The organism is Flavobacterium sp. AK-345 (genome assembly GCF_058310175.1).
This window is the reverse complement of record NZ_JBZEER010000005.1, coordinates 364,197-373,603: the sequence shown is the minus strand read 5'-3', so window position 1 is coordinate 373,603 and position 9,407 is coordinate 364,197. Positions and strand designations below refer to the sequence as shown.

The 9,407-nt window shown below is 31.5% G+C and carries 8 protein-coding genes; 5 read left to right on the top strand and 3 right to left on the bottom strand.

All coding sequences use genetic code 11. The annotated features are described in order from the left end of the window. The first annotated feature begins 331 nt into the window (after positions 1-331). Positions 332-1,963: an alkaline phosphatase PafA gene (pafA, locus tag AC4FQ3_RS12320; RefSeq protein ID WP_491182038.1), complete on the top strand. Its 1,632-nt coding sequence runs from the start codon at positions 332-334 to the stop codon at positions 1,961-1,963. 122 nt (positions 1,964-2,085) lie between these two features. Here the strand turns inward: pafA and ald are convergent, their stop codons facing one another. Further along, positions 2,086-3,204: an alanine dehydrogenase gene (ald, locus tag AC4FQ3_RS12315; protein WP_491182037.1), complete on the bottom strand. Its 1,119-nt coding sequence runs from the start codon at positions 3,202-3,204 to the stop codon at positions 2,086-2,088. 198 nt (positions 3,205-3,402) lie between these two features. Here ald and AC4FQ3_RS12310 point away from each other — a divergent pair, with 198 nt between their 5' ends. Further along, positions 3,403-3,861, top strand: coding sequence for an Lrp/AsnC family transcriptional regulator (locus AC4FQ3_RS12310; RefSeq protein WP_302097308.1), 459 nt, complete (start codon positions 3,403-3,405; stop codon positions 3,859-3,861). A gap of 62 nt (positions 3,862-3,923) precedes the next feature. On the opposite strand, the gene AC4FQ3_RS12305 is transcribed toward AC4FQ3_RS12310, so the two are convergent. After that, complete coding sequence (locus tag AC4FQ3_RS12305; RefSeq protein ID WP_491182036.1) at positions 3,924-5,372, bottom strand: glyceraldehyde-3-phosphate dehydrogenase; 1,449 nt, start codon at positions 5,370-5,372, stop codon at positions 3,924-3,926. A gap of 221 nt (positions 5,373-5,593) precedes the next feature. Next, positions 5,594-6,994 carry a S1C family serine protease gene (locus tag AC4FQ3_RS12300; RefSeq protein ID WP_491182035.1) on the bottom strand — a complete coding sequence of 467 codons (1,401 nt, stop codon included), beginning with the start codon at positions 6,992-6,994 and terminating at the stop codon, positions 5,594-5,596. Between the two features lie 140 nt (positions 6,995-7,134). Here AC4FQ3_RS12300 and dapF point away from each other — a divergent pair, with 140 nt between their 5' ends. From dapF to AC4FQ3_RS12285, 3 genes are all read left to right on the top strand, one after another. After that, the gene (gene dapF, locus AC4FQ3_RS12295; RefSeq protein ID WP_302097305.1) at positions 7,135-7,917 is read left to right on the top strand and encodes a diaminopimelate epimerase; all 783 of its coding nucleotides are present in this window, start codon (positions 7,135-7,137) and stop codon (positions 7,915-7,917) included. Between the two features lie 87 nt (positions 7,918-8,004). Further along, positions 8,005-8,874 (top strand): tetratricopeptide repeat protein, encoded by an 870-nt coding sequence (locus tag AC4FQ3_RS12290; protein ID WP_463460021.1) that lies wholly within the window; start codon positions 8,005-8,007, stop codon positions 8,872-8,874. Then, positions 8,871-9,404, top strand: a complete 534-nt coding sequence (locus tag AC4FQ3_RS12285; RefSeq protein WP_491182034.1) for a GNAT family N-acetyltransferase — start codon at positions 8,871-8,873, stop codon at positions 9,402-9,404. The genes AC4FQ3_RS12290 and AC4FQ3_RS12285 overlap by 4 nt, the downstream gene beginning before the upstream one ends. Positions 9,405-9,407 lie beyond the last annotated feature (3 nt).

The following is a 9,407-nucleotide window of genomic DNA, read 5'->3' as shown; positions in this document are numbered from 1 at the left end:
AGTTATGTGGGAGAGTATGTCGTCGCCTTTCTTTTGAGAATCCTCATCATTTATTTGATGGGGATTTTTTTGTTTTACTCCTTTTTGGTTAGCCTTTTGCTTTTAATATCAATCTTACTTTCTTGTTGACAGAGTTAATAATGTAATCAATAGTTTTCAGGAATTAGATTATGAAACTGAAGAAGCTGTAAAGAAATATTTCATTTCTAGGATCTATACCAAATTGCTCCTGTTCTGTTAAATTAAAGTCAATTACGAGTTTTAAATTATAGTGCGCTAGCCTTTTTGAATGCGAATCTGTATTTTTGTGTTCAAATATTATAATTTAGATATGAAAAAAAATATTGTATTGTTGGCATTATTTGTTATTGCAAATTTAAGTGCTCAACAACGCCCTAAGTTGGTAGTAGGTATTGTAGTTGATCAAATGAAAATGGAATATTTATATCGATTTTCAGATGATTTTTCTCCAAATGGATTTAAAAGGTTAATGAATAATGGATATGTTTTTCAGAATATGCATTACAATTATATGCCAACATATACCGCTCCGGGACATGCTTCAATTTATACAGGTACAACGCCTTCTACCCATGGAATTGTAGGTAATGAGTGGTTTAGCAGAACACTTGGAAAAGATATGTACTGTACTGACGATGCAGGAGTAAAAACGGTAGGAGATGGAACAGTAGAAGAAGGAGCTATGTCACCGAAAAATCTTCAAAGCACTACAATTACCGACGAAGTGAGAATGGCTACTAATTTTCAAGGAAAAGTAATTGGAATGAGTCTTAAAGATCGTGGTGCAATATTACCAGCGGGTCATTTTGCAAATTGGGCTTTTTGGTATAGTAAAACAGGTTCATTTATTTCAAGTACTTTTTATGGTGAAAAACTACCTGATTGGGTAACTCAATTCAATAATGAAAAACATTACATGCCTTACATTAACAAAGGCTGGGACTTATTTAAACCTGCTGCTACTTATAATGAGAGTTTACCTGATAATAATCCTTATGAAGGAAAGTTATATGCAAGTGCAGCACCAGTTTTTCCATACGATTTAAAAACGATGTATGAGAAAAACGATGCCGGAATTATTAGAGCTACTCCTTATGGAAATGATTTATTAGCAGAATTCGCTAAAAAAGCAATTGAAAAAGAAGAATTAGGAAAAGATAATATTACTGATTTTTTAACGGTTAGTTTTTCTTCTACAGATTACGTAGGACATTTACTTGGACCTCGTTCTATGGAGCTTCAGGATACCTATTTAAGATTAGATCAAACAATTGCTGATTTTCTGACTTATTTAGATAAATCCGTTGGAAAAGATAATTATTTACTATTTCTAACCGCAGACCATGCAGGTGCGGAAAATGTAATATATTTAAAAGATCGTAAATACAATGTTGATAATTATCCATCCAAAGATGTAAAAAAGAGCTTGCAAGATTTCTCTATCAAAACTTTTGGTGTTGATTTAGTTTTGAACTATTCTAATTTTAATCTATATTTCAATAAACAAATTATTAATGATAAAGGCTTAGAATTGATTAAAGTAAAACAAGCTTTTAAAGCATTCTTAATTAGTCAGCCACAGGTAAAAAGAGTTTATACAGAAGAAGAAATTTTAGCGAATTCTGGAAATGATTATTACTTGAATTTTGTGGCAAAAGGATATGATGTGACACAGGATGGTGATATGGTTATTGTTGATAAACCGGGAGATATTGAATATGCAACTACAGGAACTTCACACGGTACACTTTATAGTTACGATACTCATGTACCAGCTATATTTTTTGGTTGGCATATCAAGAAAGGTGAATCTTATAACAAAAAAGCAATTACTGAAATTGCACCAACAATAGCTCAGAAAATCAAAGTTACTTTCCCAAATGGAACTGAAGCAAAAGTATTGGAGGAAATTCTGGATGAAAAGAAAGATGAAAAAAAATAAGATATTTAGAAACCTGTCATTTTAATTGACAGGTTTTTTTTATGCTATAAAAAAAAGGCTTTTCAATTAAGAAAAGCCTTTTAAAATTTAGTGTTTAGTAAGCACTTATTTTAATGTTAGCACTATGCGTTTGCTAACACTAATTCTTCGTTGAAAGGTAAATTCCAAGCTTCAGCAACTCCTTTATAAAGGATTTTTCCATTAGCTATATTCAAACCTTTTTTTAATTCTTCATTTTCATTGCAAGCTTTTTCCCATCCTTTGTTAGCCAATTGTACCGCGTAAGGTAAAGTAGCATTTGTTAAAGCTAAAGTTGAAGTGTAAGGAACAGCTCCTGGCATATTAGCTACACAGTAGTGAACAATATCATCAATAATAAAAGTTGGGTTTTCATGAGTTGTTGGTGTACAAGTTTCAATACATCCACCTTGATCAACCGCAACGTCAACAACAACAGTTCCTGGACGCATTAATTTAAGCATATCACGAGTAATTAAGTGAGGTGCTTTTGCTCCTGGAATCAAAACCGCACCAACGATTAAATCAGCTGTAGCAATTGCTTTTGTAATATTATAGTGATTAGACATTTCTGTATTTACATTTGCAGGCATAATATCGTCTAAATAACGTAAACGTGGCAAACTTAAATCCATAATAGTTACTTGAGCTCCTAAACCAGCAGCCATTTTTGCAGCTTGAGTTCCAACAATTCCTCCTCCTAAGACTAATACTTTAGCTGGTGGAACACCTGGAACACCTCCTAAGAGAATTCCTCTTCCTTTTAATGGTTTTTCAAGATATTTTGCTCCTTGTTGAATAGCCATACGACCAGCAACTTCAGACATTGGAACTAATAATGGTAAACTACGGTCTGCTTTTTCAACTGTTTCATAAGCTAAACATACAGCACCTTTTTCAATCATTGCGTGTGTTAATGGTTCTGATGAAGCAAAGTGAAAGTAAGTGAAAAGTAATTGATCTTTTTTGATTAATGGATATTCAGAAGCAATTGGCTCTTTTACTTTAATAATCATTTCTGCAATTGAATATACTTCTTCAATAGTTCCTAAAACTACTGCCCCTGCATTTGTATACTCATCATCGCTAAACCCACTTCCTAAACCTGCAGTTGATTGTACATAAACTGTATGTCCATGTTTTTTCATTTCAGAAACACCAGCTGGAGTTAAAGCTACGCGGTTTTCGTTATTTTTAATTTCTTTAGGAACACCTATTATCATTTGTTATATTTTTTTAGTTTTTTGAAATTGTTTTACAAATTTACAGACAGAGAATATATTATGGATAAATGATGTATAAATAAGAAAATATTATTTTATTTAGTATTTTTACAGAAAAATATTCTTTTTAAGATGTATTTTTATTGCTCAAAAAGAAAAAATGACTGATTTTCAATTATTATTTATATCGTTTTCGTTATGGCTTTAGATGAAATTGACAAAAAAATCTTACGTCTTTTACAAGTAGACGCGCACTACACTTTAAAAGATATTGCAAACAAAATAAATTTGTCTTTAACGCCTGTTCATGACAGAGTTAAACGCCTTGAAAAAGAAGGGGTTATTGAAAAATATGTTTCAATTTTAAATAAGAAAAAGCTTGGAAATAACTTAACGGTTTATTGTCAGGTTACGCTAACCAAACAAACCTATGATACTTCTGAAGGTTTTAATCAGTCGATTTTGGATATGCCAGAAGTTGTTGAGTGTAATTATGTATCTGGAAACTTCGATTATATGCTGAAAATTATAATTCCGGATATGGAAAGTTATCATTATTTTCATCAAAAAAAATTATCGGTTTTACCTGAAGTTTCCTTGATCAATACCGTTTTTGTAATTTCCGAAGTAAAAAGTACGACGGTTTTACCTATTTAATTAAAACAAAAAACCATCAAGAAATTTGATGGCTTTAAGAAATAGTTGGTTTTTGGTTTATTTTAGTAGTAAGTAAAACGTCTTACTTTGGCAATATATTTTGCTAAACGAATTACCTGATGGCTATAACCATATTCATTATCATACCAAATATAAAGCACAATGCTTTTTCCGTCTTTAGAAACAATTGTTGCATTACTATCATAAATTGATGGAGCCGAAGTTCCAACAATATCAGATGAAACAAGTTCATTATTTAATGAATATTTGATTTGTTCTACAAGTTCACCTTCTAAAGCATATTTTTTCATTATTTTATTAATCGCCGCTATTGAGGTTGCTTTTTTAACTTCAAGATTTAATACAACTAAAGAGCCATTCGGAACCGGAACTCTAATTGCATTTGAAGTCAGCTTTCCTTCAAGAGACGGTATTGCTTTTGCAACTGCACTTCCGGCCCCGGTTTCTGTAATAACCATATTTAACGCTGCAGCTCTGCCACGACGATATTTTTTATGCATATTGTCAACCAGATTCTGATCGTTTGTATAAGCATGAATTGTTTCTAAATGACCTTTTACAACTCCTAAACTATCTTCGATAACTTTTAAAACCGGAGTTATAGCATTTGTAGTGCACGATGCTGCCGAAAAAATATCTATTTGATCTGGGTTGTATTCATTATGATTTACACCATGAACAATATTCGGAATACCTTTTCCTGGTGCTGTCAATAAAACTTTACTCACCCCATTCGAAGTTAAATGTCTTTTTAAAGCTTCTTCTGTTGTAAAAGCTCCGGTATTATCAATAACTAAAGCATCACTAATTCCATATTCTGTGTAATCAATTTCTTCGGGTGTGTTTGCACTAATAATATGAACGGTTGTTCCGTTAATAATCAAAGCATTATTTTTCGGATCGGCAATTACAGAACCTTGAAAATCACCGTGAATAGAATCGTATCGTAATAAAGATGCTCTTTTTTCTAAAATAGAGGGATCGTTTTTATCTCGGGTTACAATTGCTCTCAGGCGCAATTGATTTCCTTTTCCGGTTTTAGACATTAATTCTCTAGACAATAAACGGCCTATTCTGCCAAAGCCATACAAAACAACATCTTTTGGTTGAATTTCTTTTGTCGATTTGGCTTTTTTTAATTTATCCATTACAAAATACCTTGCATCCGGATATTTCTCTTCTTCCAGATAATATTCGTATGTCAGTTTTCCTAAATCTAATTTTGCAGGTGGAAAATCTAATGATAAAATAACTTTTGCAATTTCAACTGAATCGAAAATACTGATTGGTTTGCCAACAAATTCTCCTGCATATTGATGTAAATTGATAATATCGCTGACATTTTTATCCAGTAATTGATTTTTAAATAAAACCATTTCGATGGATTTGTCATACCATAAATCACTTATGACTTTGATTAATTCGACGCCAGCTCTTCTTCGGTCGACTTGTAATGATACCTCTTTTTGGTACAAAGATTTTTTACTCATAATTGATTGAATTGAAAAAATAAAATGCTCACTATTTTAAAATTTTGCGCAAAAGTATCCATTTCAATCGATTTCGTAAACTATTTTAGCATTTATTTTAAAATAAAAAAAAGCCACCTTAATTTCTAAGATGGCTCTTTGATGACTGGATTATGAATAGTTTTCAATCGCAGTCTAAGTTTTCAGTTTTTGACACTGAAGGCTAAGACTGATAACTGCAACTAAATAATTATTCTTAATATTTCGCCGTTTTTATTAATCATTTCGATTCGGACACTTTGTCCTTCATCTTTTTTACTTAAAAGTTTAGAAACAGTTTCAACATTTGTTGCTTTTACATTATCAATACTCAAAATGATATTGCCTTGTAATTCGTTTTGATATTGCGCTAAATTCTCATTGGTAATATTTTTAATTTTCACACCATAATCAATTCTGAATTTCTTTTTATCTGCGGAATCAATATTTTCTAATTCGATTCCTTTAAATTCAGTACTAAAAAATTCATTTTTGCTTAAAGTCACCGGAACTGTTTTTGTTTGTCCGTCTTTCATATAAGTAACTTTGATAACATCATTTGGTCTTTTCGTGTTAATATAACCTGAAAGATCAGCATAAGTTGCAATGTTCTGATCATCCAGTTTTACAATAATATCACCTTTAGTAAGACCCGCTTTTTCAGCTCCTGAATTTTTAGAAACTTTGCTAATGTAAAAGCCCTGAGTTTGAGTAATGCCCAATTCTTTTGAAGCTGTGCTATTTAATTCACCACCTTCAACGCCTAAAATTCCTCTTTGAACATTTCCAAATTCCATAATATCCTCAATAATTTTACGGGCATTATTTGATGGAACAGCAAAAGAATATCCAACATAAGATCCTGTCATTGAAGAAATCATAGTATTAATACCAATTAACTCACCACGTGTGTTAACTAAAGCACCACCACTGTTTCCGGGATTTACGGCAGCATCAGTCTGAATGAATGATTGTATTCCGCTTGTGTCTAAGTTTCTGGCTTTTGCTGAAACAATTCCAGCGGTTACAGTAGAGGTCAAATTATATGGGTTTCCGACTGCCAAAACCCATTCACCAACTTTTACACTGTCAGAATTGGCAAAAGCAGAGTAAGGAAGTTTTTCATCAGCATCAATTTTTAATAAAGCAATATCCATTTTAGAATCAGTACCAATTAATTTTGCTTTATAAGATTTTTTGTTGTTCAGCGTAATTTCAATTTCTGTTGCATCTTTAATAACGTGATTGTTGGTTACGATATAACCATCTTCAGAAATAATAACACCAGAACCGGTTCCTACTTGTTCCTGTTGTTGCTGTCCTCCGTAACCATAGAAAAATTCCATCATCGGATTACTAACCGTTCTGCGCGACACATTTTTTACGTGTACAACAGTGTGAATTGTTTTATCTGCCGCTTCGGTAAAGTCAACTGTTTCGGCTGCTAAACCAACATTTTTTCCATATGGGTTGGGGGCAAGAGTTACAACAGAATTTCCTTTTTCAAAAAAAGAATTGTTACTCTCAAATAATAACTTGTATGCACCAAGAGTAGTAGCACCACTCATTAATGATACTAAAAATAAGGTTGAAAATCTTTTCATAATTAGAATATAGGTTTAAGTTATTTACACGTAAAATTAATTGAAAAAATTATTTGGTAAAACGGTTTAACGCTCTTTAACAATGATTAACATTTCATTAATTAATAGTTCGTACTTTTGTACTTATTAATACAGTAAAAATGCAGATAGAATTTTATAAATATCAAGGTACGGGCAACGATTTTGTAATGATTGACAATCGTACTAATTTTTTCCCAAAAGAAGATATCAAATTAATAGAGCGTTTATGCGACAGGCGTTTTGGCATTGGTGCAGATGGTTTGATTTTGTTAGAAAACGATTCTGAAACCGATTTTAAAATGGTTTATTATAATTCTGATGGAAATCAAAGCTCGATGTGTGGCAATGGTGGACGTTGTCTAGTTGCATTTGCCAATCAATTAGGCGTTATTGACAATAAGACAACTTTTATTGCTACAGATGGTTTGCATCACGCATCAGTAGGGGATGATGCTATTGTTTCTCTACAAATGATTGATGTTGATGAAGTTCAGAAAAAAGACTCTTATACTTTTTTAAATACAGGTTCTCCACATCATGTTCAAATTGTAGAGGATTTGGAGCATTATAATGTAAAAGAAAATGGAGCAGCAATTCGTTATGGCGAATTATACGGAGAAAAAGGGAGTAATATTAATTTTGTTAAAAAAGTGGATGATAGTACTTTTTCACTTCGTACTTACGAAAGGGGTGTTGAAGATGAAACTCTTGCTTGCGGAACCGGAGCTACTGCCGTTGCTATTGCTATGAATGCGACTGGACAAACCGATAAAACTTCAATTAACTTAAATGTTGAAGGAGGAAAACTAGTTGTTTCTTTTGACAAAATGGGAGATCATTTTTCTAATGTTTTCTTAACTGGTCCGGCCAAATTTGTTTTTAAAGGTACAATTGAAATATAATTTTACTATATTCATATCAAAAAAACTTTGAGAAAAATTTTCTTTATTTTTATTCTTTTCTTCGCTAGCTTAAATACCCACGCGTGTTTGAATGGAGAAAAATATTTAATGAAAAATGGTGAATATCTTTATATGGATTATGCTGATAATCTACCATTTGGACATAATTTTTTTATAGGAAAATTTTCAGAACGTTTCGAATTTGAGTTGGACAGTCTTTATCGTAAAACAAAGGATTTAGACTATTTGTCGGATAAAGGATATGTTTTGATTATTGAAAAGAAATATCACGAAGCCTTAAGTCTGTATTTAAAGATTGAAAAGTTAAAGCCAAACCGATATTCTACCGCTTCAAACTTAGGAACCTTATACGAATTGATGGGGAATAATGAAGAGGCTTTAAAATGGATTAATAAATCAATTACCATTAATCCGAAATCGCATAATGGTTCAGAATGGCTTCATTCCCGTATTTTAGAAGCAAAAATTAACGGTGTAAAATCTCAAAATGCTAAATTTCTTTTGAATACCGATTTCGGTAAAGAAATCAAACCTGTTTCTCAACTGGATACTATTCAGCTAAATAAATTAGATAAGGCATTGAATTATCAATTGAATGAAAGAATTTCTTTTATCAAACCAAAAGATAATATTATTGCAATATTGTTGTTTGAATTAGGGAATATAAAAATGATCAAGGGAGAATTTAATACTGCAAAACCAATACTTGAGGAAGCAAAAAAGTATGGTTTGAATAATAAGATTTTAGAAAAAAGACTCACTTACACAAAGCATGTATTAAACCCTAAACCTAAAATCAAAAAAGAGCAAACAAACGACGAAATAGATTACATTAGAACGTTACTCTCATTAATTTTAGTAATCATAGCAATTAGTCTTGTATATCTAATATTCCAATCTAAAATCTACAATTTGCAATCTAAAATTGAAAAATGATAACACTCAAAGGCGAAAATATTTATCTACGTGCATTAGAACCTAATGATTTAGAGTTTGTATATGTGATGGAAAATGATCAGAGTATTTGGGAAGTCAGCAATACACAAACTCCATATAGCCGTTTTTTGGTTCGTCAATATCTTGAAAATGCACATCAGGATATTTATGAGGCGAAACAGTTGCGTTTGGCAATTTGTCAGGACGAAGATTTTCCTGCTATAGGATTGATTGATTTATTTGAATTTGATCCGAAAAATAACAGAGCGGGGATTGGAATTGTTATTCAAAATAAACAAAACAGAAACCAAAATATTGGTTCTGAGGCATTAGAGTTGTTAATCAAATATTCTTTTCATAATTTAAATTTGCATCAATTATATGCAAATATTAATGTAGGAAATGTAGCGAGTATAGCTCTTTTTACTAAATTTGGGTTTGAGAAAATAGGAATTAAAAAAGATTGGATTTTGCTAAATGGCCACTATCAAGATGAAGCAATTTTTCAGTTAATTAACAAACAAATTTAAATT